We start from the raw sequence: 25,939 nt of genomic DNA on the forward strand, positions 1-25,939 counted from the left end.
GCGATGAATTTCCCGGCAATTGTGCACGACCTGGATATACCGGACGCGATGTCAGAGAATTTCTATTCCGGCCTGGAGGCCCGTTCCTTCTGGAAATTGGGGGTGGCTGAGACCAACCCTCTGGTGCCAGCCGACATCTACCGTAAGAAATGGACGATCGCGCCTGAGTGGGAGATCGGAACTGCCGGTAGCTGTTTCGCCCAGCATATCGCCCGCCACATGACGAAGAACGGCTATGACGTCGTCGATGTGGAGCCCGCGCCAAAAGGGCTTGCCCCTGATCTGCGCCAGTCTTACGGTTTTTCGCTCTATTCCGGGCGCTACGGCAATATCTACACCACGCGCCAGCTTCTCCAGCTGATCGAGGAGGTGTTTTCGCACGCCCCCCCGGAGCCGCTGATCTGGCAAAAGGACGGGCGGTTCTACGATGCCCTGCGGCCCAATATCGAACCCGGCGGATTTGCCTCGGTCGACGAACTTGTGGCGGCCCGCGCCTATCATCTGGCACGGCTGCGCCTGCTGTTCCGGCGCATCGACCTGTTCGTGTTTACCCTGGGGTTAACCGAGGCCTGGATGCACCGCGCCAGCGGGCGCGTGACGCCGTTGGCCCCGGGGGTGATCGCCGGTCAGGACGTGGCCGAGGACTATGCCTTCGTCAATTTCGGTTTCCCCGAGGTTCTGGGCGACTTTCAGGCGGCGATGGCCGTGCTGGCGCAGAACCGCGACAAGTCGCTGCGCACCATCGTGACGGTGTCGCCCGTGCCGCTGACCGCGACCGCGACCGGACAGCATGTCCTGCCTGCGACGAACTATTCCAAGGCGGTGTTACGCGCCGTGGCCGGTCATCTGAGTGAGACGCAGGACAGCATCGACTACTTCCCGAGTTACGAGATCGTCACCAACCCTGCGGCGCGGGGGCTGTTTTTTGCGCCGAACCTGCGTTCGGTCACCGAGCAGGGCGTCGCGACCGTGATGCAGACATTCTTTGCCGCGCATCCCGCGGTGCCGATGCAGCCGACCGCGGATTTTGCCCTGCCGCAACCGTCGTCGATCGAGGATCTCCAGTGTGAAGAGGCCCTGCTTGAGGCCTTTGGCAAATGAAGCGCATCTGCTTTGTCGGCAATTCCCATGTCGGGGCGATCAAGGGCGGGATGGATGCGCTGGAGGCGACCGGGGCGCTGGACGGCTTCGACATCACGATCTTTGGCAGCCACGGCGAATCCCTGAAATCCTGCTATGTCCGGGACGGCGTCATCACCTCGGACAAGGACTTTGTGCGCGAGCGGTTTGCCTGGACCTCCGGCGGGCAGAGCGAGGTTCGGATTGCCGATTTTGACGCGGTTTTCGTTATTGCCGGGCCTTCGCTTTTTTCGGTGATGTACCTGTTCTCGGACAGTCCCAAGGAGGCCCTGCGCGACATTCCGGAAATGAGCGCGGCTTTGGTCTCGGTGGTTCTGGACAGCATGAGAGACGCCTGGCATTTCGACCTGACGCGGCAGATCGCGCTGGCCCGGCCAGAGGTGCCGGTGACGCATGTGGGGGTTCCGTTCCGGTCGGAAGCAGCACCGCGTCCGCAGTTTGTCCTGCAAAACGCAGCGGATGTGACAACGGGTTTGGCCGGTAGACTTGCCCGGCTGAAGGAGAATATCCGCACCAGTGCCCTGTCCTTTCCCGACGGGCTTTTCGCGCTGTCTCATCCCCCCGCCGCGGTTCTGGAAGAGCACGGCATCTTCACACGCCACGCCTTTTGCCGGGGTTCGCAACGGTTTTCCCCGAACAAGGACGGGGCGCATCCTGAAGATGATTTCCAGCACATGAATGCCGATTACGGCGTACATATACTGCGGCATCTGCTGGATCTGGGCTAAGGGGGACGGGGTGCTGAGGACACAAAACTTACCGAAATCCAGGGGATTCTACCTTCGCGATTTGTCTCGGCCAAACCATTGATATCTTTTGGGAGGCTGTGATGGACAAAGGCACCGCTACTTGGGGAATATCGGTTGAAATCCAGCGTTTAAATTTCTGCGCTGAGACATTGCCCAAAAATTGGCTTTCGAAATTAGTTAATAAATACAAATACCTCAGGCCGCTCGCAGCCCTTCAGCAGCTCGTCCAGCAGTTCCTTGGTAATCGTCATCGTCCTTGCTCCCCTCAGGAAACATGGACCAGTTCACAAATACACGGAAGGTCGGACACTCTCAGGCGGATCGCAAGACCGCCTGAGAGTTCCTTGAACTTCTGCTCAAGGCCGTCCCCTATCGCATCCACACGATCCTGACTGACAACGTCCTATGCGAGGAATAATTGGCTGATTTGGCATCAGGTCATTGTCATATCGAGTTGCCTCGATACAGTTCATAAACTGTCTCATTTTGGCAATTTGGTCCACGACAGTCTCTCCCATAACAAACACAGAGTACGCTTTTGCGGCTCTCACGGTCCTTAAGACGAGATCATCGGGTCGCTAACACCAGAGGCCGGGACTGAACAACTAGTGATGCCGCCATTCAAACTTGTCTGACGCTGAAGATCGCGGTTGGCATGCCGCTTCGCCAGACAACTGGCTTCTGCACGATCTTGTTGTGTCTTGCAGCGGGATGCCGCCCCCCAAACGACATCGGATGTGTCAAGCTGGTTCCGCAACCGAGACCAGCTTGAACGATGATCAGAAGTAGTGGATCACCTGTTGTCAACCACCTATCCGAAATGCTTGGCCGCTTCCCTCGCCGCGGACATATCGGCGACCGCAGCGATGGGTTGCTTTTGTTTGAGACTGCCGAGACCGACAAACATGTCCTGCAAATAGTCGATGTCGGTGTCGCTGATGGACAGATCTCCCGAATATGGGCGCTGGTTCTGGTTGTAGTCCCAGATCGCCTGCGCCGAAGGTTCGTCGAAATCCTTTTGGGCGGCCTTTCGGGCCTCGAAAAAGGCATCTCGGGCCTCGGGCGTCATCAGATATTCATAGAGCGCACCAAAGGCTGCCATCACCGCTACAAGACCTTCGTGCTTGTCGCGGATCGCCTCGTCCGAAGCATAGGCGGTCTGGAAGGTGTAGTGCGGCAGCGCCTCCCACATGTTGCCCTGCTGAACCACGTCCAGTCCGTCGCTGTCGTTCAGATGCGACACGCTGGAACAGCAGGCGTCGGCCGAGCCGTCGACCACGGCCTTGTAGCAATTGTCGTTGCTGCCCTTGTTGACAAATGTCACCTCTGTCGGGTCGATACCGTTTTCCTTGAGCAACTGGAGCATCAGAGCGTGCAGCAGGCCAAGGTCGCCACCAACGGCAATGGTCTTGCCCCTGAGATCCGCGAGGGTCGCGATACCCTCGGGTTTTGCAAAGACTGTCAGCGCAGTCTTCTTCATCCCGGCGCCGACAATCTTGAGCTTGGCGCCCTGCTCGATCCGCGGCAATACCATGTTGTAGCCTGAAACCATGCATAGGTCTGCGGCCCCTGAGGCGATGGTGTCAAACGGGCCGGTGGCACCGGGGGCGTCGACGATCACAGTGTCAGCGCCAAATTTCCCGAGAAAGCCCTGTTGCGCCATCAGCGCGTTCAGCGTCCGGTTTTCCAGCCCCGGATTGGTGGCAATGGCGATCTGGGTTGCGGCGGCCCGCGCGATATAGGGCGCTGCCAGACCGCCGACGGCCAGGCCTAGCCCGGTCAGGCTTGCGGTGCGCAAGAACCGGCGGCGGTTGAATATCTGGGTCATTGATGTCTCCTCCTGCGGACATTTCCGCCGTTCCCGGGAACCTGGCGGGCCGACGGCATACCCAGGATCGACCGCGGAAGGCCGGAGCACCAATTCGAAAGCCATCGCCAAAGATAGGATGGTTGCCCGCTACCCGAGTCATTGGAAATTGTGACCGACGGGGCGCATCGCGAAACACGCCGCGGTCATTGGAATTCAACCCAGCCCTATTCTCAGATCATGGGCAGGTGGCTAACTTGCCTACGATCAGCGTATCGCCGTGATGCGTGAAGGGGATGGAGCTTCGGACGTGTCCGGCAAACCAAATGCCGGGCGTCGCAGAACGATATGTGGGCGCTACGACGCGCCCAAGAAGAAACCAAGAGGAGGAAACGAAATGGCACTATCACACCTAAGGACGCTTTGCGGACTGGCACTGGTGGCGGCAACAGCAATCGCAGCGCCTGCCTTTGGCCAGACGGTCGAGGAATTCTACAGCGACAAGGACGTGACAATGATCGTCAGCGCCCCGGCGGGCACGCTGACCGACACCATCGTGCGCCAGTTCGCGCAGTATTACGTCAAGCATATCCCGGGCCAGCCCGATGCGATCGTGCTGAACGTGGCGGGGGCCGGCGGCATGGTCGCGGCGGCATCGCTGCAATCGAAACAGGACAACGACGGGTCAGTCATCGGGTTTCTGCAACGCAACAACCTGTATGTGCCGCTGCTCGATCCCAGCCAGAACGCCTTTGACCCGCGCGAGGTCACCTGGCTCGGCAGTCTGGACAAGGTCTATTACGCCATGGTCGCCATGACGCGGTCGGGCGTGACCACCGCCGACGACCTGTTTGACAAGCCTTTGGTGATCGGCGCCACCGGATTTGCCAATGAAAATCGGACAATGCCGGCGCTGGTCAACGACTATCTTGGCGGTCAGATAAAGATCATTCCGGGCTATTCGGGCCGGGGCGAGGTTTATCTGGCGATGGAACGCGGCGAAGTTGATGGCTGGGCCTCGACGGTAGACGGGCTGTTTCAGGGTGAACCTGTGAACATGCTGGCGGATGGCACCATGAAGGTGCTGCTGAATCTGGGCTGGGTCAGCCACCCCGCGTTCCCGGATGTGCCGAACCTGACGCCCTATGTCACCGACCCGGACGTCAAGGCACTGCTCGATTTCTTCCTGCTGCCATTGCAGGCGGGTCGCCCCTTTGCCGTGCCGAATGGTGTGCCGCAGGACCGTGTCGATGCGCTGCGCGCCGCGTTTGACGCAACCATGGCCGATCCCGAATTCCTGGCCGCGATGAAGGCGAAGAATTATGGCGTCGACCCGATCAGCGGTGCCGAGGTCGAACAAATCATCGAAACGCTCTGGTCCACACCCGAGGTGCAGCTTGAAACCGCACGTCAGGTTGTGACGCCACAGGGCTGAGCGACTCCTGCGACAATCCTGGCGCGGACCTGGTTCGCGCCAGGCCGCTAAACGCCAGATCTCCGTCAGGAGGCAGGCAGTTCACGACCCGGTCGCCGCGCGTGACGGTCCATTTGCAAGAGGTCCCATTTCCCATGACACCCCGGATCATCGACATCCACCCGCATATCATCTCGGCGGACACCGACCGCTATCCGATTGCCCCGCAGGCCGGCCACCGGTCGACCTGGTCGGAAAAGCGGCCATCGAGTTTCGAGGAACTGATCGCCGGGATGGACGAGGCCGGGATCGCCAAGGCAGCCATCGTGCATTCCTCGACCACCTACGGCCACAACAACGATTATGTCACCGACAGCGTGGCGACACAGCCAGAACGCTTTACCGCCGTGTGTTCGTTCGACCTGCTAGCGCCGGATGCCCTGCAGACCTTTGAACACTGGCAGTCCCGTGGCATGGGTGGTGTCCGCCTGTTCACCGGCGGCGCCACCAAACAGACCGACGGGCGTTGGCTGGTCAATCCCATCACCTTTCCGGTGTGGGAACGCTGCGGCGAGCTAGGCATGTCGATGGTGATCCAGACGACCCCTGCGGGTCTGTCGATGGTGGCGGAACTGGCGGAAAGGTTCCCGAAGGTCAAGATCGCTCTGGACCATTGCGGACGCCCGGTGCTGTCCGAGGGTTCGCCCTACCCTGCCTGTGCTGCCCTGTTCGATCTGGCGAAATTCGATAACGTCTATCTCAAGATCACGCCAAAGACATTCGATCTGGCGCAGGCTGCGCCCGGGGGGGCGGACGCGTTCTTTGCGCATCTGGTCGGGGTTTTCGGGGCGAACCATCTGGCGTTCGGCTCGAACCACCCGGCATCGGACGGGTCGATGAAGGCGCTGATCGACCAGGGGCAGACCTGCTTCCGCGCCCTGTCCGACGACGACCGGGCCTGGATCTGGGGCCGGACGGCACAGACGCTGTATCCGATGCTGGCGGACTAACGACCGGGCATCGGCACCACACACACTTTTGGGGGCCACCGGCCCGGTCCTGCCGGGCGGCGGATGGCCGCGCCGACAAAGAGGTAGCACACCGTGGAATTTCTGAGCGACTCTGTCATGTTGTCTGCCGCTGGAGAGGCGCTTGGCATCATCTTGCAGCCTGAACGGCTGATGTTCCTGTGGCTGGGCGTGCTGATCGGGCTGGCGCTGGGGCTGATGCCCGGTATCGGCGGGTTGACCGGATTTGCGCTGCTGGTGCCGTTCACTTACACGATGGACCCTTTCGCGGCTTTTGCCATGCTGCTGGGGATGCACGCGGTCGTCACCACGTCCGACACCATCCCGGCGGTACTGTTCGGCGTGCCGGGGTCGGCGGCCAGTCAGGCCACCGTGCTGGATGGCCTGCCGATGACCAAACGTGGCGAGGCCGGGCGCGCGCTGAGCGCGAGCTACATGGCATCGCTGCTGGGTGGGTTGATCGGCGCGCTGCTGCTGGCAGTGACATTGCCGGTGGTGCGGCCACTGGTGCTATCCATCGCCACGCCGGAACTGCTGGGCCTGACCATTTTCGGCATTGCCATGGTGTCCACGCTGTCGGGCAACGCGCCGATGCGAGGCATGGTGGCGGCCTGTCTGGGCATCTTGATCGGCATGATCGGTACCAACGTCCAGACCGGGCAGATGCGCTGGACCGGTGGGCTGCTCTATTTACAGGACGGACTACCGCTGTTGCCGGTGCTACTGGGCATGTTTGCCCTGCCCGAGCTGTGCGATCTGGCGATCGGTCGCAAGGCGGTGGCCGAAAGCGTGAAATTCAACGCCCGCGAAGGGATGAAGCAGGGTGTCACCGACGTCTTCCGCAACTGGTCTCTGGTGCTGCGGTGCAGCGGCATCGGCGCAATCATCGGCGCCATTCCGGGCATCACCGGATCGGTGGTGGACTGGATCGCGTACGGCCACGCGCTGCAATCGGAAAAGGGCGCCAAGGAAACATTTACCAAAGGTGACGTGCGCGGCGTGATCGCGCCGGAGGCGGCCAACAACGCCCTGAACGGCGGCTCTCTGGTGCCCCTGCTGGCCTTTGGCGTGCCCGGAGGTGCAGCCACCGCGATCCTGCTGGGCGCAATGATGGTACATGGCTTTATCCCCGGCCCGGACATGCTGACCAAGGATCTGAACGTCACCTATTCGATGATCTGGTCGATCGCGCTGGCCAACGTCTTTGGCGCCGGGCTGTGTTTCCTGCTCTCCGGGCAGTTCGCCAAGATTTCCACCCTGCGCTACACGCTGATCCTGCCGGTCATCATGGCCATCGTCTATATCGGCGCCTTTCAAGGGTCGCGAAGCTGGGGCGACCTTTATGCGCTACTGCTGTTCGGGGCGCTTGGCTGGGCGATGAAGCGACTAAAATGGCCGCGCCCGCCGCTGATCCTCGGTCTGGTGCTGGGTGTGCTGATCGAACGGTATATGTCGATCTCGTTCCTGCGCTACGATATGGGTTGGCTGCTGCGTCCGGGCGTGGTGGTGTTTCTGGTCCTTTCGGCTCTGGTCCTGCTTGGCCCGCTGTTCACGATGCTGCGCACTGGCGGGCTGGCACGGCTGAAACCCAGCGGCAGGGTCGATGTCGGCCCAGCGGATCTGATGTATGTGCTGTTCATCGGCACCGGACTTTACATGCTGATCACCGCGCAGGCCTGGTTCTTTAACGCCAAGATCGGGCCGACGGTGATTTCGGCCACCCTGGTCATCGCGGGGACGATCAGCCTGGCCTACAAGGTGTTCGTCGGTCGGCCCGCCGCTTCGGTCGCCGAAGGGGGCGCGATCCACATGGATCTGGAATCAGACGGCGACGAGGCATTGCCGAACAAGGTGGCACTGGGCCGGGCAGCGCAATTCTTTGGCTGGTTTGTCGCCTTTCTGGCCTGCGTCGCGGTCATCGGGATGATCCCGGCGGTGCCGCTGCTGATCGTCGCCTACATGCGTGTCGAGGGACGCGAACCGTGGCGGCTTTGCCTGATCCTCGCTGCCTGTGTGACGGTCGTGATCTATGTGGTGTTCGATCAGATCATCGGTATCCCCTGGCCGGACAGCCTGCTGGGGAACTGGTTCCCGACGGTCGCGCGTTACATCCCCTCGATGTGAGCCGCTGGTCCGGGAACACTTTCAGACAAATTGCGAAACAGGAGAACGACACATGGCCAACACCCGCATTACCCCAGTCGATCCAGAGACCGCCAGCCCGGAACAGAGCGCGATCATCGCACAGCTTGGCGCCGGGCGCGGACGGATCCCGACGCCGTTCAACATCTGGCTGCACAACCCGCGCCTTGCCGAAGGGATGGAGATTATCGGCACCCATATCGACGCCTCCCCGGTGCTGAGCGAGGCCGAAAGCGAGGTGGCGATCCTGGCCACGGCGGTCCACTGGAATTCGCCCTATGTCATCGGCAACCATCGCCGCCACGCTCTCAAGACCGGTGTGCCAGAAGCGGTTGTCGAGGCACTGCTCGAACAACGGCGGCCCGAGAGGGTCCAAGGGCGCTTTGGCGCGATCTGTGACGCAGTCTGCGACATCATCGCCGGAGGCGAGGTCGATGACGCACGCTTTGCCCGCTACGACGCAGAGCTTGGCCGCGAGGTGATCGCCGAACTGCTGGTGACAGTGGGGTATTTCAGCTCTGTCTCGCTGGCCATGCGGCTGCATGACATGAAGCCCAAGGGCTGAGCGACGCGCGCGATGTGATGCCCTGCACTATGCCCCGTGGCGTCACTCTTCGTGCTGCAAACTCTGGATCGCGCGGCGAACCCCGCGTGATCGAGGCGCCAAGCAGCATTGCCGAGATCGAGGCAAGCACCGGGGTTGTCGCATAGGCCATCGCCAGCGCGGAAACCGCGCCAATGCTCCACCAGACCAGCGCGCTGTGGCTCAAACGCACGGCGCTGGACCTGCCAACAGTCACTCCGGCGATCACCGCCCCAATCGCTGCGGCACCCGACAGCACGGCCAGTCCGCTGACGTTGTCCACATGTACGATCAACGCCGCGGCCAGCCCCGGCCCGAGTGTCAACGCCAAGGCCGCGCACGGAAACGGCTGGGCCAGAGCATCCGCCCCGACCCGGCCAGGGTTGGTCACATCAGTGACTTGGCCTTTTCAAGCGTCGCATAGCTGCGTGACGGGCTGGTGAACAGGATATCATAACCTTCTTTTATCACCTCGGCGACGTTAGCGCCGGTCACATGCGGATGGGCGATGCGCACCCCCGCCTTTTTCGCAGCGGCAAGGATCTTGCGCTTGGCCTCGGCGACCACCGGGTGTTCGTACTGACGCGGAAACCCAAGCTGCTGGCTCAGGTCGCCTTCGCCGGTCATGATCGCGCCGACACCCGGTACGGCAAGGATCTCTTCGAGGTTTTCCATCGCCTCAACGCTTTCGATCATCAGGACCACCATGATCTCGCCCTCGGGGACCAGCGGCCAGACATCAGCGCGGGCGTAATATTCCGGCACCGTCAGACCCCAATACCGCGCGGCAGTGTTGGGCGCGTCGCCACGCAGCCCTTTGGGTTCATAGTTCGGCGCATCCTTGGGGCGGGCATAGCGGCAGGCGGCCACCGCGTTGCGGGCCTGATCGGCGGTCGCGATATGCGGGAAGATCACGCCATAGACACCCTGATCCAGCACCTGTTTCGCCATCCAGGTGTTCATCTCGGCGCCGTTTGCCGGGATGCGCACAAACGGCGTCACCTGCGGCTGCAACGCGCCGCCCTCGACGATGCGGCGACGGTTCAGCAGGAATTGCAGCGCGTCACGCAGTTCCGACGCGGAATAGGGCGTATGCTCCATCTCGAACAGCACACCGTCAAGAGGCGAGAGGCCGAACTGAATCGCCTCCTCTCTATCAGAGCGGCCAAAGGCCATGGTCGGCTTGCCGCCGTTTTCGAGTGTGGCGATGATGCCGTTCAGTCGGCCGATTTTTTCCATAAGTCTCTCCTTTTGTCGTGTTTAGAACCGCAGGAACATGTCTTCTGCCTTGAATAGTTTGGGGATCAGCCCCTGCTGATGGCCATAGCGGATCAGCGCGTCGATCGAGGCGCGGTTTGCCTCAAGGCCGTAGGGAATGGGATCGTCGCCGACGATCTCGATATGCTTGAGATCCTTTTCCACGGTCTTGCCGCTCGCGGTTCCGGCGTGCAGCGCGTCAAGGTACGGCTGCTTGGCCGCGACAAAGGCATCGTAGAGCGCCCGCGCCAGGTCGGGGTTCTGCTTCAGCACGTCCTCTTTGATGGCAAGGCAACCGTGGATCGGGAACACGCCGTCCTTTTCGTAGACTTCACGGTCCAGCCGCGCCGCATCGGCAAACAGCGGCGCAAGGTTGTCGGGCAGCGCCGGTGCCGCCTCGTTCCAGCCCTCGCCGGGCTTGCCCGCGCGACCGACGCCTGCATCGCCGGTCACCGCCGCATCAATTTCTCCTGCCGCCATCATCGATACCAGCGACGATCCTTCGGCCACATGTTTCACATTGGCAGGCAGCTTTAGCGCCTGAACGTGTTCCTCGTCGTCGACGAACCAGGTCATCTTGTCGATATCGACGCCGTATTCGTTCTGCAACAACCCGCGTTTCCAGACGCCCGTGGTTACCGAATAGGCGCGGACACCGAATTTCTTGCCCTCCAGATCCTTCGGTTCTTGGATCCCGGATTCGGGCCGCACCACGAATCCGGCGTGATGGAACCGGCGCACAAAGAAGATCGGCAAGGCGATGATCGGCGCGCCATAGGCGCGGGCGATGATGTAGGTCGTCGGCGCGATTTCACAGATGTCATAGGCCAGGTCCCGCACCATCGCGCGGAAGGCGGCGATATGCGGTTTGACATCGACAAAGTCGAGATTGGCACCGGGCACCGTAATCGCGCCGGATTTCAGCGCCTCGGTGTAGGGATAGGTGCGCATGGCCACCTTGAGGATCGGTGCGGGCATGGCGGGCTCCTGCTTGGGTACAAAAACGTGGGGTGCCCGGGACATTGCCGGGCTGGTTCCCTTTAACCGGAAACGGCGGGCGACGTTTAATAGGAGATCGCACCAACCTCATAGAATTGCGTCCGCTTCCGCGCGGGCTCGATCAGTTCAGGTCGGACAGGTGCGCCGATTTCGCAACTTTGGCATCTGGCCAGGGAACCGATGTGTGCCCTGCCGATAGGTTATTGCGATCCGGGCATCGGAACGCCTGCCGGGGCACGGGCATGGGATTGACCAAACACCCGCATGTGCGGCGTTAATCGTCGTGCAGCGCATTCGGGACCCACTCTGGCATATGCCATACGTCAAAGGTCCGCAGCGCCCTGTGTTGCATCATAGCCCGGGTGAACCCCATGGCGGATGCCTTGAAAAACTGGAGGAGGATCAATCATGTTGTTTGGCTTATCAGGTAAGATCTTTGGACTGGCTGTGGCGCTGGCCGTCGGGTCCGGCGTTGCGGCGCAAGCCCAATCTGTCGAAGAGTTCTATTCAGACAATACGCTGACCATGATCGTCAGCGCTGGCCCCGGCGGAGCCAGCGACTTTTTCGGACGTCAGTTCGCGCCCTATCTGTCAAAGCATCTGCCCGGCAACCCCGACATCATCGTGATGAACCAGCCCGGCGCCAGCGGCATGCAGGCAGCGCTGCTGTTGCAGGAACGCGGGCCATTCGACGGGTCGACCATCGCGCTGTTGCAGCGCAACAACTTTTACGTGCCGATCATCGACGAAAAGGTCAAGTTCCGCCCGCGCGAGATGCACTGGCTCGGCAGTCTGAACAAGGAATTCTATACCGTCATCGCGCGCACTGATTCTCCGGTGCAGACGTCCGAGGACCTGCTGACAACGCCGCTGATTCTGGGCGCCACATCGTTCAACAACGAAAACCGCACCTTTGCGGCGATGATGAACGAAATCATCGGCACCCAGTTCGACATTGTCACCGGCTATGACGGTAACGCGGCGGTCGGTCTGGCGCTGGAACGCAACGAAGTCCAGAGCCGGATGCAGACCGTCAACAGCCTGCAATCAGGCGAAGCGGGCGTGATGCTGGACGAGGGCAAGATCAACATCATCGCCCAGATCGGCATGGAAAGCGCGTCGCAGTACCCCGATCTGAAGAACATGATCGACTACGTGGCCGACCCCGAGGATCTGGCCTATGCCAGCTTCATGCTATCACCGCTGGCCGCCGGACGGCCGTTCGCGGCACCGGCCGGCGTGCCCGAGGACCGGCTTGCCGCCCTGCGCGCCGCTTTTGATGCGGCAGCCGCAGACCCAGAGTTCGTGGCCGAGATGGCGCGGCTCAAATCCGATCTGGAGCCGATCAACGGCGACGCTGTGCAAAAGATCGTCAACGATCTTTGGGATACACCCGCGCCGGTTCTGGAAAAGGTCAAGGCGCTGCTGACCCCGCCAAAGTAAGTCAGGCGCCCACATTCCGGGCAACAAGAATGGCACAGCCACGGGCCGAACATGTCCCGTGGCTGCACTTATGATCGGACGAGGTTGCTTGCGAGGCAGGACGTGAAACAGACGGAAGACGGCACCACGGCTTCTGACACGGTGCCGGGCAAGAAGATGACCGGCGGGCCGCGATTCCTGACCGCTCTGAAGCACCGCAACTATCGCCTGTTGTGGACCGGCACGCTGGTGTCCAACAGCGGCGACTGGCTGGACCAGGTGGCGCTGAACTGGCTGATCATCTCGCAGAGCGGATCGGCGCTGGATCTTGCGGCTGTCAACCTGTGCCGTGCGGCACCGCTGATCGGGTTGATGCTGGTGGGCGGCGCCATGGCCGACCGGGGTGACAAGCGGCGGTTGCTGATCATGGTGCAGTCGGTGGCGATGCTGTTGGCCGTGGTCCTGACCGTGCTGACCTTTTGCGGGACAACACCGGTCTGGGCGCTGTGCCTGATTTCGGCGGGGCGCGGGGCGATCATGGCCTTTAACCTGCCGCTGCGCCATGCGCTGATCCCCGCGCTGGTCCCACGAGAGGACCTGCCCAATGCCATCGCGCTGAATTCGGTGACGCTGAACACCACCAAGGTTCTGGGACCGCTGTCTGCGGGCCTGCTGATCGCGCAGTTCGGCCTCGCCACCTGTTTTCTGGTCAACGCGGTCAGCTACATCGGCGTGTTGTGGACCCTGGCCGTGATGCAGCTGCCTGCGCATCCGCGTCGTGACAGCCGCGGAGAAAGCCTGGCCGCGTCGATCCGGGCCGGGGTGCAACATGTAATCGGACACCGCGTGTTGTTGTTGCTGGTGCTGGTGTCACTGCTGCCGGTGTTCCTGGGCCAGCCGTTCATCATGCTGCTGTCGGTCTTTGCCTACAGCGCGCTCGATTGGGGGCCGGTGGGGCTGGGGGTGTTGACCTCGGCGGCGGGTTTCGGCTCGATCGCGGGCGCACTGCTCATCGGCGGGTTTTCAACGCTGACGCGACGCGGCGACACCCTGTTGGTGTTGCTGCTGATCTTTGGGATCACCCTGATCGCGCTGGCGCTGAACCCGGTGGCGTGGATGGCGCCGGTGATCCTGATCTTTGCCGGGGCCGCCTACATGGCCTACAACACCTCGCTCAACACGATCCTGCAACTGAAGGTCACCGACGAATACCGGGGCCGGGTGATGAGCACGATGCTGCTAAACCGCGGGCTGGTGCCGCTGGGCACCTCTGCCGCCGCAGCACTGTCTGCCGTGGCAAGCATCCGCGTAAGCTATGCGGTGATGGGCGGGCTGATCCTGCTGTTCACTGTTTGCCTGCTGGCGTTTGCCCCGGCGCTGCGCAAACTTCGAGTCTGACTGCAAAGGAAACACCATGCTTCTGTACCACGCCGCCAACAGCGTCTGTTCCCAAAAGGTGCGGCTGTGTCTGGCCGAGATTGGATTGGGCTATGACACCCATCGGCTGGACCTGATGAAAGGTGATCAGTTCGCGTCTGACTATCTGACGCTGAACCCCGATGCGGTGGTGCCGACGCTGGTGGATGCCGGGCATGTGATCGTTGAATCCAGCCTGATTTGTGATTACCTCGACCGGACCTATAACCACGGCCGCCTGATGCCGTCTGACCCGGCAGCCGGGATTGCCGTGCGTCACTGGCTGCTGCGGTCGCTGGCGCTGCACGGTGCGATCAATACGCTGACCTTTGCCACCGCCAATCGGGGCGCCAAGTTTCGGGGGCTGACAGCCGAGGAACGCGAGGCAAAGCTGGCAAAGATGCCAAACCCGGTGGCGCGGCTCAAACTGATATCGTTGACGGACGACGGGCTGGCGTCGCCATTTGTGGCGCAGGCACTCACGGATCTGTCGCGGGCCTTTGGGGACATGGGAACGGTGCTGTTGCGGCAGGACTGGCTGTCGGGGGCTGCGTTCGGGCTGGGGGACATCGGCGTGCTACCCTATGTCGACCGGCTAGAGCATCTTAGCTTTGGCGGGTTGTGGCAGGCGCGGCACCCCGAAATCGCGGACTGGTTGGCCCGGATGCGCGCGCGGCCGTCTTATGCGGATGCCGTGCTGGCGGTTGCCCCTGCTGGATCGCTGGAAAGGATGCGCGAGAACGGCACACCGCACTGGCCGGACATCGCCGCGATGTGGGCCGCGACTGACGCAGGATCGGGGCCGGTTTGACCCGGCCCGTAAGGCGTCAGCTTTCTTTGGCGACGGTGTTTCTCAGGGTGCCGATGCCTTGAATAGTCACCTCGACCACGTCCCCAGGTTTCAGGAACACCGGCGGATCGCGGCGTGATCCGACGCCCGCTGGTGTGCCGGTGGCGATCATGTCACCGGGGTTCAGCGGCATCCAATTGGTGATGTATTCGATCATTTCGGCAACGGGCCAGATCATGTCGGCGGTGTTGGCCCTTTGCATCGTCGTGCCATTCACCGTCAGTTCCAGATCCAGCGCCTGCGGATCGCCCAGCTCGTTCGCCGTCACGATCCACGGGCCGACCGGACCGGTGCCGACAAAGTTCTTGCCCGCCGTCACCTGGCTGGAGTGGCGCTGCCAGTCGCGCACGCTGCCTTCGTTCATGCATGTGTAGCCATAGACCAGCGGCAGCGCGTCGGCGGCCTGCACGTTGCGCCCGGTGGGTTTGCCGATGATGGCGACCATCTCCGCCTCGAAATCCAGCTTGTCCGAGATTTTCGGGATCAGCATCGGCGCATCGTGGCCGATCAGCGTGTCGGCCCAGCGGGCGAACAGCATCGGCTTGTCGTTCGGATCGCGCACGCCTTCGGCCTTGTGGGCCTGATAGTTCAGACCGATGCAGACGATCTTGCCGGGGTTCGGAACCACTGGCAACAGCGTCAGATCGGCCAGCGCATGATCGGGCGCATCGTCGCCGATGGCTGCCAGAGCCGCCTGTTCCGACCCATCAGTCATAAAGTCGACGATGTCGCGGTACGGCGGCAGGCGGGTCGAGAGGTCATAGACCCCTTCGCCCCGCACCAGACCGTAGCGGGCCGCCCCGTCCACGGCAAAGCTGACCAGCTTCATTCCGCCGCAACCTTTGCGTCGGCCAGACAGGGGTACAGCTTTTGCGCCGTGCCGGCGAAAATCTGTCGTTGCACCGCCTCGGGCAGAAAGCTCATCTGCTGCCGCGCCACGTCCAGATTGTCCATCAGTTCACCATCCGACGAAGGGTAGTTCGACCCCCAGGCCAGACGTTCGGCGCCGAAGGTTTCCACCAGCTTGGTGAACAGCGATGTCGGATCGGCACTGCCCTTGACGGCCAGATCGGTCGTGCGCGGGGTGATCTTCATGTAGATGTTGTCGAAGGCCGACATCGCCCACAGCGACACAGCGCTGTTGTAAGGCGGGCCGTCCTCGACCACCGGGCGCGACAGGTGGTCGAGGATGATGTTCACCTTGGGGAACCGTTTGGCCAGACCGGCGATCTGCGCCAGACCGACAGGTCCGGTCTGAATGCAGATCGACAACCCCTCTTGCCCCGCCAGATCCCAGGCCGGAAAGCTGGCCGGATCGTCCAGATCGCTGGTGTCGAACGCCTTGGTCGAACCGCCGGTGAACAGCCGCAGCCCGGTCAGGCCACGCTTCATCCACGCCTTGATCTGCTGTGTGGCATCCGGTGCCTTGAGGTCGACCGACCCCACCGCCGTCAGCCGGTCGGGATGTTGCAGAACCGAGTCGCAGACATAGGAATTGTCATAGCCGTAGCAGGTCGAACTGTGGACGATCGCCGCCTTGCCGACGCCCGCCGCGTTCATCGCGTCCAGCAGTCCCTGCACCTCCAACGGGCGCTCCTTGGACCAGTCCGACTGTTTGCCGAACAGCGGCGACGGCGGGTATTTTGTCTGATCGCCCGAGATGATGTGCGGGTGAATGTCTATGTATTTTGTCACCATGTCAGCGACCCCCTTTTATTGCTGTTTGTCCGGATCGAAAAAGATTTCGTCGATCTCCATCAGGCGTGGCGTCATGCCCTGTTTGAAGGCAGCAGCCCTGAGCGCGTTGACTGTCGGCAGGTTGGCCTCCAGACCGTAGGGCAGCGGGTCGCCGACGAATTTGGCGAGCTTGCGATACTTCTCGTCGTCCTTGGTGTCGCCGATGCCCTTTTCCCAGTCTGCCATCCAGTCGTCCTTGGCCTTCTGGAAGGCGTCGCAGATCGACTTGGCCACCCAAGGGTGTTTGGCCAGCACGTCGTCTTTGACAACAACAGTGCCGTGCATCGGGTAAACGCCGGTCGCCTGAAACGACGCCTTTTCGCGCTCGGCCGCGTCGGGGATCAGTTTCGGCCAGTCATTCTTGACCGTTTTCCAGCCGCCGGTGGGTGAGCCGGTGCGGCCCACACCCGAATTGCCCGAAGAGCCTGCGACAATCTCACCGTCCAGCATCATGTCATAAAGTGACCGGCCCTCGGGCGCGTGGACCACGTTGGGCGGCAGTTTCAGCGCGGTCACGTGTTCCTCGTCATCGACGACCCAGGTAATTTTCGAGGTGTCGACGCCGAATTCCTCTTCGAGGATCTGCCGGTTCCAGACGCAGGTGGTCACCGAATAGGCCCGGATGCCGACCTTCTTGCCCTCAAGGTCTTTGGGTCCGCTGATACCTGCGTCAGGCAATTTCACCATGGTGCCGTGGTGAAAGGTGCGCATCACAAAGATCGGCAGCGCAATGAAGGGCGAACCGTAGGCGCGCGCGATGATATAGGTTGTCGGCGCCAGTTCGCAGACGTCGAATTCGACATCCCGCACCATGCGGCGGAATGCGCCGATCTGCGGCACTACCTTGATGAAATTCGCCTCCACCCCGTCGATCGGAATCTCGCCGCTGATCAGTTTGGCTGTATGCGGATATTCCGCGATGGATATGTCGAGTGTTACCTTTTCGGACACGCCGCATCTTCTCCTTCTTGCCGCACCATGCCTCGCAATTGCGCGGTTGGTTGCGGAACTATTTCGTTGTTGAACCTTGACTGAAACCGCGCCCTGTCAGCCAATCAGAAATCGGACGGGGGGCATCGGGATATTGCATTGCGCCAGTCCGGGCGTCAGTCGAGCGCCTGAGACAGCTCTTGCAGTGCTGTCACAACTTCGTCTTTCTGCTCGGAAAAGGCGGTTGCCGGATCGGCAAGTCGGCCTGCTTCGGTATAGGCTGCTTCTTTTAGCGGCAGGGCCGGACGTGTGGCGACGGGGTTCAGGTGAATCCCCTGCATCACCTGCACCAGTTGATCCGCCGCCTTGCCACCACCGCGCGACCCGTAGGTCACGATCACGGCGGGCTTGTCCGCCCATTCGTGGTACAGATGATCCAGCGCGTTTTTCAACGACGCCGGATAACCCCAGTTGTATTGCGGTAGCAGAAAGACAAAGCCTGCGGCCTCCTGGACCTTGCGGCTCCAGGCACGACTGTGGTCATTTTGATAGCTGTCCATCGCCGGATACTGCTTGGGCTGGAGCGGTTCGTCATCCATCGGAAGATGCCAGTCGCGCAGGTCCACAAGGTCGATGTCCAGCGTGGGCACCCCCGCAGCCTGATCTACGATCCACCCGGCGATCTGGTCGCCGATGCGCGAGGCGCGGACGCTGGAAATAACAAGCTGGATCTTGTGCATAGGGGGCATTCCTTTTGACAGCCCGCAACCGGGTCTGCGATGGTATGAAGCGGGCCCGTCAGTCAGCGGTCACTTGCTGTCCGCCACCCAGCGCGCCAGATCGCCATCCGTGCTCAGCGGGACGCCGGTGAACAGCGTTGCCTCTTCGCGCCAGCGCTGCGACGCGGGACCGCCCCAGGGTACTACCATGTGTTTGTCGGCATTCGACCAGACCTTTGGCGGTTCGTCCGGATCCATGATCTGCATCGGCGGCAGGATCAGTTCGATCCGGTGGCCATCGGGATCGCGGAAATAAACAAAGGCGCTGTTGCCGGGGCCATGGCGGCCCGGCCCACGTTCGACCTCGTTGCCGATGCCCATTTCGCCGGCGATGTCGCAGGCGCGGAACATGGATTGCAGATCGGGCGTGATGAACGCAAAGTGGTGAAGGCGCGGGCCGGCCGCCATCGACAGCACGATGTCATGCGGATTGTTCTTGCGGTGCAGGAACATGCCGACGCGGCGCCCGGTGTCGCCCTGTTCGATCACCTCGGCGGCGCGAAAGCCCATGTTCAGGAAGGTGGCGCCGGTTGCTTCGACATCCGGCACGATCACCTGACAATGGTCCAGCCGCAGCGCGCCGCCACCTTTGCGCGCGCTGTACTCGGTCAGCAGGCGCGGAAGGCGGTCCATCCGCGCCGTCAGTTCAATCAGGATGCCCGACGGCAGGGTTACACCCAGAATACGCCCCTGCCCCGGTCTGTCACGCCAGACGGTCGCGATGTCCAGCCCGGCGAAATAGGCTTCGGCGGCGTCCAGATCCGAGTCCTCCAAAACGCGAAAGCCGACCACATCGCAGCTTGGCTCGTCACCTTGGGTCAGGATCAGGCTGTGGTGGCTGGTCTCTTCGACCGCACGCAAACAGGCGGTGCCACCGTCGCGATGACTCAGGATCAGACCGGCAAGCCGCTGGTAGAACTCCAGCGATGCCTCCAGATCGCGAACCTGCAAGGCGATGTGGCTGAGTCGGGTGATCCGGAACGGCGGCGAAACGTAGGTGTCGATCATGCCTCAGGCCAACCCGATCGTGGCATCGCTGAACAACTCTTCGACCGTCACATCCCTGGCCAGAAGATGCTGCTGGCGGCAATATTTGATCGCCAGTGCCAGCCCGGGGCGCAATGCCTCGAACCCGTAGGGACGCATGTCGATCTCGGGCGAAAGGTTTGCTCGCGCCTTGCTTTCCTTGAGCAGGCGGAACCATTCGGCGGCAATTTCGGGGCGGTCGCGGGCAAGGTCGGCGCGCATCACCGCCATATGGTTCATCGAGATTGCGCCAGTGTCGCGATACCAATCCTGCGCCGCCGCCTTTGGGTCGGGAATGACAGAGCGCAGGCGCGGGTCGTCGGGCATGTCGACCCCCAGAAGCGCCGCATCCAGTTCCCCGTCCAGCAGCATGGTGTCCAGCTTCTTGTCCTCGGCGGCGATCACCACGTTGGACGGATTGACGTAGCTGGCCACATGGGCGTCCTCGAAGGTGATCCATTCGACCTCGTCCAGATCGGCACCGAACTGGTTTTGCAGGATGCCGCGCACCCACATGCCCGTGGTCTGGGTATAGGCGCGCACGCCGATCCGCTTGCCCGCAAGATCGCCTGGGCGCACTTCGCCCAGGTCGGTGTTGTAGACGATGCACTGATGCTGGAACCGCCCCGACAGGGTGGCGGGCAGGAGTACCAGCGGCACACCGGCTTCACGCGCCTGAAGAAAGGTGACGATGGCCAGTTCGCCCGCGTCATAGCGCATCTCGCGCACCATCGGTTTGAACCCCTTGTTGGCACGGGGAAGCGGCGCAAACGCGAATTCGATCAGGTCCGACGCGATCTCGCCCTTTTTAAGGGCGGAGGTGACCGCATAGTCGGCAAGAAGGGTCTGTAGAACGATTTTCTGTGTCATGTGAATCCTTCCCGTCCGGTCGTACGGGTTCCTAGGGGTGGCCGTAGTTTGGCCTTGAGGCAATGGTGCGCCAGAAGCGCAGCCGTCCGCCAATCGGAAGCAGGCGCCTGGCGATAAGTTCCTTGGGTCGCGGGGCATAAGTTTCCTGATCCTGCCTGATGGTACAGGCGTATCTGTCCGCGATCTGTTCAGGCGCCGGGTCGTTCCGGTTGTCGGCTCGGTTGCATCCAAGAAATCAATGTCTTTTGCACCCCAGAATGCCGTAGCTTGGTCCCCACGGCACCCCGAAAGATAGGAGTATTTCGACGATCTCGACCTCGCCCTACGCTCGGCATACCTGTTGTCGTCTGGATCACACGCAAAAAGTGTGGCAAAAAAATTATGGCTTTGGGAAGGATCGAATTTGCCAGAATCGCCCATAGAGTCGAGGTTCAGCACCAGCGGAGGAGGAGCCTCGCTAGATTTCTGAAGAACCGGAAACGGCGCTCGGAGGAGGCAGTCTTGACAGGCTGTTGAGCGGATCGTTTTCCGTCTGGGAGGAAACCGGAATGACCAATTGCCCCGAGATACCCAATATCCGCCATCTGCGGATGACACAGGTCATCGGACGCCTTGGCGGCCTGAGTAGTGCCGCGCGCTATCTGAACACCTCGCAGCCTGCCGTGACCCAGGCGATTGCGAATCTTGAACTGCTGATCGGCACGCCGATCTTTGATCGTTGCACCACCGGCACCTATGCCACGGAAGCTGGCGCTATCTTTTTGCGCCGAGTGGACCGGTTCTTTGAGATCCTCGAAACCGGCATTCACGACGTGATCGGCGGGACCGAGGCGCAAAAGGGCCGCCCGCTGCCGCAGATCGAACGGATTGTCACCGGAACGCAGCTGCGTTCGCTTCTGGTGACTGCCGATCCCGCGACTGTTGCTGCGGCGGCGGCGCAGATGGATGTCTCGCCCGCCTCGCTCTATCGCTCTGCCCGCACGCTGGAACGGTCGCTTGGTCAGTCGCTGTTTGACCGTTCGGCCAACGGCCCGGTATTCAATCAACAGGGCGAGACGCTGGCCCGGCAGGTGCGCCGTGCGGTACGCGAGATCGAATTCGGTCTGGCCGAAGTGACAATTGCCCTGGGTTGCTCCAATGTCGAGATTGTCGTTGGTGCCTTGCCGATGTCCGGGGCCTTTGAGCTGGCCAACGCCATCACCGCGTTCAACAAAGAGCATTCGACAGTCCGCATCAAGATCGTGACCGGCAGCTATCATGCGTTGCTGGACGACCTGCTGAACTGCCGGGTCGACATGATCTTTGGGTTGCTGCAAAAACCCGACTGGGTCGATGAGATCGAAGAAGAGCCGCTGTTCAACGATTCCTATTGCGTTGTCACCCGGCCCGGCCATCCGCTCGGGCGGTTGCGGTCGGTGACTGCGGCGGCTCTGCTGGACTATGACTGGATCGTACCGGCCGAAGGGACGCCGCGGCGCGGACATATCGACAGCCTGTTCTGCGGCCTGAACAAACAGCCCCGGCGCAATATCGAATCGAATTCGGTGACCTATGCGCGCGCGTTGCTGCTGGGCAGCGACATGATCACGTTGATGTCGCGCAGCGAAGCGCAGCTTGATGCCAGCCTCGGCGCGGTGCAATGCCTGCCCTGCCCGAACCTTGACACGATCACGCGCAAGGGGCTGACCACGCGCAGCGACTGGTTGCCGACAGAAGTCCACGACAAGTTTCTTGACTGCCTGCGCGCCACCACCGCCAGCGCCGAACATTATGGCCCAGTCGCCCCCAAAGTGGTGGCATTGGCATCCTGATACTCGGCGCGGACGCGGAGCCGCAAATCTATGACCTTTGGCAGCTATCTGATTTTCTCTCAACGTGTGACGACCTTAGGCTAACGCCAACGGCCGCCCGGCCACGCATACGCCAGACAAGGAAACGACCGAATGATCATCGACTGCCACGGCCATTTCACCACTGCCCCGAAAGAATTGCGCAAATATCGCGATGCCCAGGTTGCGTCATACGAGGCGGGGCAAACGGATGGCTTTGCGGACCTGCGCGACTTTTCCGATGAGGAATTGTTCAAGGATCTTCAGGGCGAACAGATGAAGCTGCAGGCACAGCGCGGGATCGACATGGCGCTGTTTTCGCCGATTGCCGGGCTGATGGGCCACCATCTGGGCAACGAGGCGATGAGCCGCCACTGGACCACCACCTGCAACAACCTGATCGACCGCGTCGCCCGCGCCTTTCCGAAAAACTTTGCCCCCGTCTGCCAGTTGCCGCAATCGCCCGGCGTCCGCCCCGATAACTGTATCGAGGAACTGGAACGCTGCGTGCTGGAAATGGGCTTTGTCGGTTGCAACCTGAACCCCGATCCGGCGGGCGGCTACTGGACCGATCCGCCGCTGACCGATGAATGGTGGTATCCGCTCTACGAACGGATCGAAGCGCTGGACGTGCCCGCGATGATCCACGTCTCGGGCTCGTGCAACCCCAACTTCCACCACACCGGGGCACATTACATCAACGGCGACACGACCGCCTTCATGCAATTGTTGCAGTCGGACCTGTTCGCGACCTTCCCCAACCTGCGGTTTATCATCCCGCATGGTGGCGGCGCCGTGCCCTATCACTGGGGCCGCTATCGCGGTCTGGCACAGGACATGGGCCGCCCGCCGCTGTCGGAACTGCTGCTCAAGAACGTGTATTTCGACACCTGCGTCTATCACCAGCCCGGCGTGAACCTGCTGTCCGAGGTGATCCCGGTGGAAAACATCCTGTTCGGGTCGGAAATGGTCGGCGCGGTGCGCGGCATTGATCCCGAGACGGGTCACTATTTTGATGATACCAAACGCTACGTGGACGGGCTGGGCCTGAGCGCGGAAGACCAGCTCAAGATTTTCGAAGGCAATGCCCGGCGGGTGTTTCCGCGCCTCGATGCGCGTCTCAAGGCAATGGCAAACTGAGAGAACCGATGATCAAGCGCACCGCCGCCCGTATCCTTGTCGACCAGCTGGTGATCCAGGGCGTCGATACAATCTTCTGTGTTCCGGGCGAAAGCTTTCTTGCCGTCCTCGACGCGCTGGTCGATGCGCCGCAGATCCGGCTGGTGACCTGCCGCCACGAAGGTGCCGCGTCGATGATGGCCGAGGCGCATGGCAAGCTGACCGGGCGGCCCGGCGTGGTCTTTGCCTCGCGCGGGCCGGGCACCACCAATGCCAGTTCCGGCCTGCATGTCGCGATCCAGGATTCGACGCCCTACATCCTCTTCATCGGCCAGAACCCCCGCGACGTGATGGAGCGTGAGGCGTTCCAGGAGGTCGATTACCGCCGGATGCTGGCCACCCAGGCCAAGCTGGTGGTGCAGGTCGACGATGCCGCAAGGATGAGCGAATTTGTCACCCGCGCGTTTCAGGTGGCCATTTCCGGGCGTCCCGGCCCGGTGGTCGTGGCCCTGCCCGAGGATATGCTGACCGACGAGGCGGTCACCATCGACGGCAAGCGCTGCGAAGTGCCCGAAGGCGACCCCGCCCCGGCAACACTGGACAAGATCCGCGTGGCACTGGACACCGCCGAACGCCCGCTGCTGATGGTCGGCGGCGGCGACTGGTCGCTGGCCGAGGCCGACGATCTGCGCCGCTTTGTCGAGGCGACCGGCCTGCCCTGCTGCGCCACCTTCCGGCGTCAGGACAAGCTGAGCAACGATCACCCCAGCTACATTGGTGAAATCGGCCTTGGCGCCAACCCGAAACTGCTGGCGCGGGTGGCGCAGGCCGATCTGTTGCTGGTCCTTGGTGCCCGTCTTGGTGATATCGGCACCGACGGTTACGGGATCATGACCGCGCCCCGCCCGGCGCAAAAGTTGATCCATATCTACCCCGCCGCCGACGAATTTTCGCACGTCTACCAGCCCGATCTGGCCGTGGTCGCACGTCCCGGCCGCTGTGCGCAGGCACTGGCCGGCATTGCGCAGGTGGACGGGTCCCGCTGGGCCGACTGGACCCGTTCCGCGCGCGCCGACTTCGAGGCATGGACCGCCCCGCGCAAGACCGTCGGCGCGATGCAGATGTGCGAGGTCATGACATGGCTCGACGCGACGCAGCCCGACGACACCATCTACACCAACGGTGCCGGCAACTTTTCGGTCTGGCTGCACCGCTTTCACCGCTACCGGCAACTGGGCACCCAGGTGGCGCCGGTCTGCGGCTCGATGGGCTACGGCCTGCCTGCCGCAATCTCGGCCAAGCTGCACAAGCCTGACGCCCGGGTGATCTGCTTTGCAGGGGACGGCGATTTCCAGATGGTGCTGGCGGAACTGGCCACGGCGGTCGAAAACGACGCCGCCGTGATCGTTCTGATCCTCAACAACGGCATTCTCGGCACGATCCGGATGCATCAGGAACGCACCTATCCCGGGCGCGTCAGCGGCACCACGCTCAAGAACGGCAACCCGGATTTTGTCAAGCTGGCGCAGGCTTACGGCGCCTATGGCGAACGGGTCGAAACCGCCGATGCCTTTCCCGACGCCTTTGCCCGGGCGGTCGCCGCAGGCGTTCCGGCGGTGCTGGATCTGGTGATCGACCCCGAGACCATCACGCCCGCCGCCTCGCTCACCGAACTTCGGGAAAACGCTCTGAAATCACGCTGATCCCCGGCTTTTCTCCCTGGGCCGGGGCAAATCCTCGGGGGCCGCGTGCCCCCTGTTTTTTTCATATCGCACGGAGTGCCCCGACATGACCCGGACCTATCCCGCCACCGGCCCGCTGACCCTCAGCGCCAATATCGCCAGCTACCCGACCACCAAAGCATTGCTGGCGGGAGAGGTGTCCTCGGATCTGGTGACGCTGGAAAATGCCGGGCTGAAACAGGCGCACGCCGGTTTCAAGGCCATGCTACGCGAACAAAAGTTCGACGTGAGCGAGATGGCGGTCGCGACCTACCTTCAGGCCCGCGAGTTCGGCAAGGGCTTTTCCCTGTTGCCGGTGGTGGTTCTGGGCCGGTTCCAGCATCACTGCATCGGCTACAACGCCGACTTCGGCACGCTGACACCACAGGATCTGCCCGGCAAACGCGTCGCCGTGCGCAGCTATACCCAGACAACCGGATTATGGGTGCGGGGCATCCTGCAAAACGACTATGGCGTCGATCCCGACAGCGTCACCTGGGTCTGTTTCGATCAGCCGCACCTGACCGAATACACTGATCCCCGCAGCATCGAATGGGGTCCCGACGGCACCGATCCGGTCGAAATGCTGATGAAGGGCGAGGTCGACGCAGGCATCCTGGGCATGAACATGCCCGACGATCCGCGCATCCGCCCGCTGATCCCCGACCCGCATGAGGCCGCGAAGGCGTGGTATGCAAAAGAGGGTCTGGTGCCGCCCAACCATTTCATCATCGTGCCCGACGCCCTGTGCGAACAGCGCCCCGACGCGGTGCGGGCGGTGTTCGACATGCTGGTCGCCAGCCGCAACGCCAATCCCTCCGTGCGCGACGCGGTGCCCGATGCCGTCCCGGTAGGGGTTGAGGCGAACCGACGCGCACTGGAATGTGCCATCAAATATGCCTACCAGCAGCACATCATCTCGAAACCGGTCGCGGTCGACGACCTCTTCAACGACTTCACCCGCACGCTCGGCGCCTGAGTCAAACGCAATGTCTCGTGATGCCTGGTAGCACACTGCAACTTTTTTGCACCAAAGCCTGCTCTGCGGACTAGGCTGGGGGCACTTCAGGGTATCTTCGCACGGATGCTTCTCGAACTGGCTGATCGAGGCTACGATGCCG

General features: G+C 62.1%; 23 protein-coding genes and 1 pseudogene. 14 read left to right on the forward strand and 10 right to left on the reverse strand.

Annotated features, from left to right (window positions below; genetic code table 11):
• Nucleotides 1–3 precede the first annotated feature (3 nt).
• From IMCC21224_RS21420 to IMCC21224_RS28855, 3 genes and pseudogenes are all read left to right on the forward strand, one after another.
• Complete coding sequence (locus IMCC21224_RS21420) at nt 4–1,101, forward strand: GSCFA domain-containing protein (RefSeq protein ID WP_231582172.1); 1,098 nt, start codon at nt 4–6, stop codon at nt 1,099–1,101.
• Nucleotides 1,098–1,868 (forward strand): hypothetical protein, encoded by a 771-nt coding sequence (locus IMCC21224_RS21425; RefSeq protein WP_047997582.1) that lies wholly within the window; start codon nt 1,098–1,100, stop codon nt 1,866–1,868. Before IMCC21224_RS21420 ends, IMCC21224_RS21425 begins: the two co-directional genes overlap by 4 nt.
• Before the next feature lie 628 nt (nt 1,869–2,496).
• Nucleotides 2,497–2,661 (forward strand): annotated as a pseudogene (locus IMCC21224_RS28855) (transposase); the annotation flags it as partial.
• A 39-nt stretch (nt 2,662–2,700) separates the two neighbouring features.
• Here IMCC21224_RS28855 and IMCC21224_RS21430 read toward each other — a convergent pair.
• Entirely contained in the window at nt 2,701–3,717 is a 1,017-nt protein-coding gene (locus IMCC21224_RS21430) for an ABC transporter substrate-binding protein (protein ID WP_047997583.1), read from the reverse strand.
• Nucleotides 3,718–4,093: 376 nt separating this feature from the next.
• Between IMCC21224_RS21430 and IMCC21224_RS21435 the strand changes: the two genes are divergently transcribed.
• From IMCC21224_RS21435 to IMCC21224_RS21450, 4 genes are all read left to right on the forward strand, one after another.
• Nucleotides 4,094–5,131 (forward strand): tripartite tricarboxylate transporter substrate-binding protein, encoded by a 1,038-nt coding sequence (locus IMCC21224_RS21435; protein WP_047997584.1) that lies wholly within the window; start codon nt 4,094–4,096, stop codon nt 5,129–5,131.
• Nucleotides 5,132–5,265: 134 nt separating this feature from the next.
• Nucleotides 5,266–6,120, forward strand: a complete 855-nt coding sequence (locus IMCC21224_RS21440; RefSeq protein ID WP_047997585.1) for an amidohydrolase — start codon at nt 5,266–5,268, stop codon at nt 6,118–6,120.
• A 93-nt stretch (nt 6,121–6,213) separates the two neighbouring features.
• Nucleotides 6,214–8,262 carry a tripartite tricarboxylate transporter permease gene (locus tag IMCC21224_RS21445; protein WP_047997586.1) on the forward strand — a complete coding sequence of 683 codons (2,049 nt, stop codon included), beginning with the start codon at nt 6,214–6,216 and terminating at the stop codon, nt 8,260–8,262.
• Nucleotides 8,263–8,314: 52 nt separating this feature from the next.
• Nucleotides 8,315–8,845: a carboxymuconolactone decarboxylase gene (locus IMCC21224_RS21450; protein ID WP_047997587.1), complete on the forward strand. Its 531-nt coding sequence runs from the start codon at nt 8,315–8,317 to the stop codon at nt 8,843–8,845.
• On the opposite strand, the gene IMCC21224_RS27985 is transcribed toward IMCC21224_RS21450, so the two are convergent.
• From IMCC21224_RS27985 to IMCC21224_RS21460, 3 genes are read right to left on the reverse strand one after another with little or no spacing between them, the layout of a single operon-like run.
• Nucleotides 8,793–9,254: a hypothetical protein gene (locus IMCC21224_RS27985; protein WP_156178391.1), complete on the reverse strand. Its 462-nt coding sequence runs from the start codon at nt 9,252–9,254 to the stop codon at nt 8,793–8,795. The two genes, IMCC21224_RS21450 and IMCC21224_RS27985, sit on opposite strands and share 53 nt — an antisense overlap.
• Nucleotides 9,251–10,102 (reverse strand): HpcH/HpaI aldolase/citrate lyase family protein, encoded by an 852-nt coding sequence (locus IMCC21224_RS21455; RefSeq protein WP_047997588.1) that lies wholly within the window; start codon nt 10,100–10,102, stop codon nt 9,251–9,253. Before IMCC21224_RS21455 ends, IMCC21224_RS27985 begins: the two co-directional genes overlap by 4 nt.
• Nucleotides 10,103–10,123: 21 nt before the next feature.
• Nucleotides 10,124–11,098, reverse strand: coding sequence for an ABC transporter substrate-binding protein (locus tag IMCC21224_RS21460; protein WP_047997589.1), 975 nt, complete (start codon nt 11,096–11,098; stop codon nt 10,124–10,126).
• A 429-nt stretch (nt 11,099–11,527) separates the two neighbouring features.
• On the opposite strand from IMCC21224_RS21460, the gene IMCC21224_RS21465 reads away from it, so the two are divergent.
• The 3 genes from IMCC21224_RS21465 (at nt 11,528) to IMCC21224_RS21475 (ending at nt 14,768) form a co-directional block, all read left to right on the forward strand.
• Nucleotides 11,528–12,562 (forward strand): tripartite tricarboxylate transporter substrate binding protein, encoded by a 1,035-nt coding sequence (locus IMCC21224_RS21465; RefSeq protein ID WP_053079142.1) that lies wholly within the window; start codon nt 11,528–11,530, stop codon nt 12,560–12,562.
• 102 nt (nt 12,563–12,664) lie between these two features.
• Complete coding sequence (locus IMCC21224_RS21470; protein ID WP_047997590.1) at nt 12,665–13,939, forward strand: MFS transporter; 1,275 nt, start codon at nt 12,665–12,667, stop codon at nt 13,937–13,939.
• 16 nt (nt 13,940–13,955) lie between these two features.
• A complete protein-coding gene (locus IMCC21224_RS21475; RefSeq protein ID WP_047997591.1) occupies nt 13,956–14,768 on the forward strand; it encodes a glutathione S-transferase family protein in 813 nt (270 codons plus the stop codon).
• Nucleotides 14,769–14,784: 16 nt separating this feature from the next.
• Here the strand turns inward: IMCC21224_RS21475 and IMCC21224_RS21480 are convergent, their stop codons facing one another.
• The 6 genes from IMCC21224_RS21480 to IMCC21224_RS21505 all read right to left on the reverse strand — a co-directional run bounded on the left by IMCC21224_RS21480 (nt 14,785) and on the right by IMCC21224_RS21505 (nt 20,149).
• Nucleotides 14,785–15,636: a fumarylacetoacetate hydrolase family protein gene (locus tag IMCC21224_RS21480; RefSeq protein ID WP_047997592.1), complete on the reverse strand. Its 852-nt coding sequence runs from the start codon at nt 15,634–15,636 to the stop codon at nt 14,785–14,787.
• The gene (locus IMCC21224_RS21485) at nt 15,633–16,505 is read right to left on the reverse strand and encodes an amidohydrolase (protein ID WP_197089281.1); all 873 of its coding nucleotides are present in this window, start codon (nt 16,503–16,505) and stop codon (nt 15,633–15,635) included. The genes IMCC21224_RS21480 and IMCC21224_RS21485 overlap by 4 nt, the downstream gene beginning before the upstream one ends.
• Nucleotides 16,506–16,520: 15 nt before the next feature.
• The gene (locus tag IMCC21224_RS21490; RefSeq protein WP_047997593.1) at nt 16,521–17,495 is read right to left on the reverse strand and encodes a 4,5-dihydroxyphthalate decarboxylase; all 975 of its coding nucleotides are present in this window, start codon (nt 17,493–17,495) and stop codon (nt 16,521–16,523) included.
• A 155-nt stretch (nt 17,496–17,650) separates the two neighbouring features.
• A complete protein-coding gene (locus tag IMCC21224_RS21495) occupies nt 17,651–18,214 on the reverse strand; it encodes an NADPH-dependent FMN reductase (RefSeq protein WP_047997594.1) in 564 nt (187 codons plus the stop codon).
• A 69-nt stretch (nt 18,215–18,283) separates the two neighbouring features.
• The gene (locus IMCC21224_RS21500) at nt 18,284–19,261 is read right to left on the reverse strand and encodes a VOC family protein (RefSeq protein WP_047997595.1); all 978 of its coding nucleotides are present in this window, start codon (nt 19,259–19,261) and stop codon (nt 18,284–18,286) included.
• 3 nt (nt 19,262–19,264) lie between these two features.
• Complete coding sequence (locus tag IMCC21224_RS21505) at nt 19,265–20,149, reverse strand: phosphate ABC transporter substrate-binding protein (RefSeq protein ID WP_047997596.1); 885 nt, start codon at nt 20,147–20,149, stop codon at nt 19,265–19,267.
• A 548-nt stretch (nt 20,150–20,697) separates the two neighbouring features.
• Between IMCC21224_RS21505 and IMCC21224_RS21510 the strand changes: the two genes are divergently transcribed.
• The 4 genes from IMCC21224_RS21510 to IMCC21224_RS21525 all read left to right on the forward strand — a co-directional run bounded on the left by IMCC21224_RS21510 (nt 20,698) and on the right by IMCC21224_RS21525 (nt 25,797).
• Nucleotides 20,698–21,960 (forward strand): LysR family transcriptional regulator, encoded by a 1,263-nt coding sequence (locus tag IMCC21224_RS21510; RefSeq protein WP_047997597.1) that lies wholly within the window; start codon nt 20,698–20,700, stop codon nt 21,958–21,960.
• A gap of 132 nt (nt 21,961–22,092) precedes the next feature.
• On the forward strand, nt 22,093–23,118 hold the full coding sequence (locus IMCC21224_RS21515) for an amidohydrolase family protein (protein ID WP_047997598.1): 1,026 nt from the start codon (nt 22,093–22,095) through the stop codon (nt 23,116–23,118).
• 8 nt (nt 23,119–23,126) lie between these two features.
• Nucleotides 23,127–24,800 carry a thiamine pyrophosphate-binding protein gene (locus IMCC21224_RS21520; protein ID WP_156178392.1) on the forward strand — a complete coding sequence of 558 codons (1,674 nt, stop codon included), beginning with the start codon at nt 23,127–23,129 and terminating at the stop codon, nt 24,798–24,800.
• An 85-nt stretch (nt 24,801–24,885) separates the two neighbouring features.
• A complete protein-coding gene (locus IMCC21224_RS21525; protein ID WP_047997600.1) occupies nt 24,886–25,797 on the forward strand; it encodes a hypothetical protein in 912 nt (303 codons plus the stop codon).
• Nucleotides 25,798–25,939: the final 142 nt, after the last annotated feature.

The organism is Puniceibacterium sp. IMCC21224, assembly GCF_001038505.1.
Classification (GTDB): domain Bacteria; phylum Pseudomonadota; class Alphaproteobacteria; order Rhodobacterales; family Rhodobacteraceae; genus Puniceibacterium.

What these genes read in the sequence shown, in the direction of transcription:
- IMCC21224_RS21430 (WP_047997583.1), bottom strand. Translation starts at nt 3,717, where the DNA reads ATGACCCAGATATTCAACCGCCGCCGGTTCTTGCGCACCGCAAGCCTG.
- IMCC21224_RS21495 (WP_047997594.1), bottom strand. Translation starts at nt 18,214, where the DNA reads ATGCACAAGATCCAGCTTGTTATTTCCAGCGTCCGCGCCTCGCGCATC.
- IMCC21224_RS21520 (WP_156178392.1), top strand. Translation starts at nt 23,127, where the DNA reads ATGATCAAGCGCACCGCCGCCCGTATCCTTGTCGACCAGCTGGTGATC.
- IMCC21224_RS21500 (WP_047997595.1), bottom strand. Translation starts at nt 19,261, where the DNA reads ATGATCGACACCTACGTTTCGCCGCCGTTCCGGATCACCCGACTCAGC.
- IMCC21224_RS21425 (WP_047997582.1), top strand. Translation starts at nt 1,098, where the DNA reads ATGAAGCGCATCTGCTTTGTCGGCAATTCCCATGTCGGGGCGATCAAG.
- IMCC21224_RS21485 (WP_197089281.1), bottom strand. Translation starts at nt 16,505, where the DNA reads ATGGTGACAAAATACATAGACATTCACCCGCACATCATCTCGGGCGAT.
- IMCC21224_RS21460 (WP_047997589.1), bottom strand. Translation starts at nt 11,098, where the DNA reads ATGCCCGCACCGATCCTCAAGGTGGCCATGCGCACCTATCCCTACACC.
- IMCC21224_RS21435 (WP_047997584.1), top strand. Translation starts at nt 4,094, where the DNA reads ATGGCACTATCACACCTAAGGACGCTTTGCGGACTGGCACTGGTGGCG.
- IMCC21224_RS21450 (WP_047997587.1), top strand. Translation starts at nt 8,315, where the DNA reads ATGGCCAACACCCGCATTACCCCAGTCGATCCAGAGACCGCCAGCCCG.
- IMCC21224_RS21515 (WP_047997598.1), top strand. Translation starts at nt 22,093, where the DNA reads ATGATCATCGACTGCCACGGCCATTTCACCACTGCCCCGAAAGAATTG.
- IMCC21224_RS21465 (WP_053079142.1), top strand. Translation starts at nt 11,528, where the DNA reads ATGTTGTTTGGCTTATCAGGTAAGATCTTTGGACTGGCTGTGGCGCTG.
- IMCC21224_RS21480 (WP_047997592.1), bottom strand. Translation starts at nt 15,636, where the DNA reads ATGAAGCTGGTCAGCTTTGCCGTGGACGGGGCGGCCCGCTACGGTCTG.
- IMCC21224_RS21510 (WP_047997597.1), top strand. Translation starts at nt 20,698, where the DNA reads ATGACCAATTGCCCCGAGATACCCAATATCCGCCATCTGCGGATGACA.
- IMCC21224_RS21525 (WP_047997600.1), top strand. Translation starts at nt 24,886, where the DNA reads ATGACCCGGACCTATCCCGCCACCGGCCCGCTGACCCTCAGCGCCAAT.
- IMCC21224_RS21505 (WP_047997596.1), bottom strand. Translation starts at nt 20,149, where the DNA reads ATGACACAGAAAATCGTTCTACAGACCCTTCTTGCCGACTATGCGGTC.
- IMCC21224_RS21455 (WP_047997588.1), bottom strand. Translation starts at nt 10,102, where the DNA reads ATGGAAAAAATCGGCCGACTGAACGGCATCATCGCCACACTCGAAAAC.
- IMCC21224_RS21440 (WP_047997585.1), top strand. Translation starts at nt 5,266, where the DNA reads ATGACACCCCGGATCATCGACATCCACCCGCATATCATCTCGGCGGAC.
- IMCC21224_RS21420 (WP_231582172.1), top strand. Translation starts at nt 4, where the DNA reads ATGAATTTCCCGGCAATTGTGCACGACCTGGATATACCGGACGCGATG.
- IMCC21224_RS21475 (WP_047997591.1), top strand. Translation starts at nt 13,956, where the DNA reads ATGCTTCTGTACCACGCCGCCAACAGCGTCTGTTCCCAAAAGGTGCGG.